This window comes from Nostoc sp. UIC 10630 (genome assembly GCF_010747425.1).
GTDB lineage: Bacteria > Cyanobacteriota > Cyanobacteriia > Cyanobacteriales > Nostocaceae > Nostoc.
Genome location: NZ_JAAGOG010000451.1, coordinates 1 through 1,115, shown reverse-complemented (window position 1 = coordinate 1,115; position 1,115 = coordinate 1). Strand labels below are relative to the sequence as shown.

General features: G+C 39.6%; 1 protein-coding gene. It reads left to right on the top strand.

All coding sequences use genetic code 11. The features are described from left to right. Positions 1–186 precede the first annotated feature (186 nt). The gene (locus G1O98_RS38315; protein WP_163939686.1) at positions 187–1,098 is read left to right on the top strand and encodes an IS982 family transposase; all 912 of its coding nucleotides are present in this window, start codon (positions 187–189) and stop codon (positions 1,096–1,098) included. Positions 1,099–1,115 lie beyond the last annotated feature (17 nt).

Genomic DNA, 1,115 nt, shown 5'->3' with positions numbered 1-1,115 from the left:
ACGTGAGTTCGACGATTAGAAAAAGCCAAAAAGCTTGTGATATATGAATTTGCTCAACTGGGAAAGACCAAGCGATGGCGCGAAGCACCCACCGAAGGCGATCGCTACGATTGATTGAGAATCAGCAAAAAAGGCACAAAAAAATGCCGAGACTAAGAATATCTAACAAAAATGAGAGTCTCGGCTATGTCTACGATTGTATCTCGCCTCGACATCACGCAAATTTTCTGCGACGTAGATGATTTCTGTAAGCAATGGGAAAATCTATGGCAGCAAGTACCACAATTGCCATCGACAACAGGAGAACGTCGCAGTAAATCCAGGATGCATCTATCAGAAGTGATGACAATAGTTATCGCATTTCATGGCAGCGGATATAAGACTTTCAAGGAATTCTATACCCTGGATGTCCTTACTCGTTGGCATGGAGCATTTCCTAATTTAGTCAGCTACACTCGGTTTGTGGAACTAATGCCCTGGTGCTTAATGCTGTTATGTTGCTTTTTACATACACGGACAGGAGAAATTACTGGGATTAGCTTTATCGATTCCACCCCAATTAATGTTTGTCATAACTGTAGGGCACATTCTCACAAGGTGTTTAAAGGATTAGTGAAATGGGGCAAAAATTCTGTGGGCTGGCACTTTGGGTTTAAGCTTCATTTGATTATTAATGATTGTGGAGAATTACTAGCATTTTCACTTACTCCAGCAAATGTAGATGACCGAAAACCAGTCCCAGATATGACTAAAGACTTAATTGGTAAACTGTTTGGTGACAGAGGATATATATCTCAAAAATTATTTGAGGAGTTATATGAGCGAGGATTGCAGTTAGTCACAAAATCTAAGAAGAAAATGAAAAATCGTTTGGTAAAACTGATTGATAAGATTCTGTTACGCAAACGTGCTGTCATTGAGTCGGTCAACGACCATCTAAAAAACATATGTCAAATCGAACACTCTCGTCATCGTAGTCCATTTAACTTTTTGGTTAATTTGATGGCTGGTTTAGCGGCTTATACCTATTTACCTAAAAAACCTTCCATTGACATTTACCCAAAAGATTTGCCTGCTCTACCTCCTGCCATTTTTTAATTCCGTCGAACTCACGT

Coding starts and splice junctions, on each gene's coding strand:
- G1O98_RS38315 (WP_163939686.1), top strand. CDS start 187: ATGTCTACGATTGTATCTCGCCTCGACATCACGCAAATTTTCTGCGAC.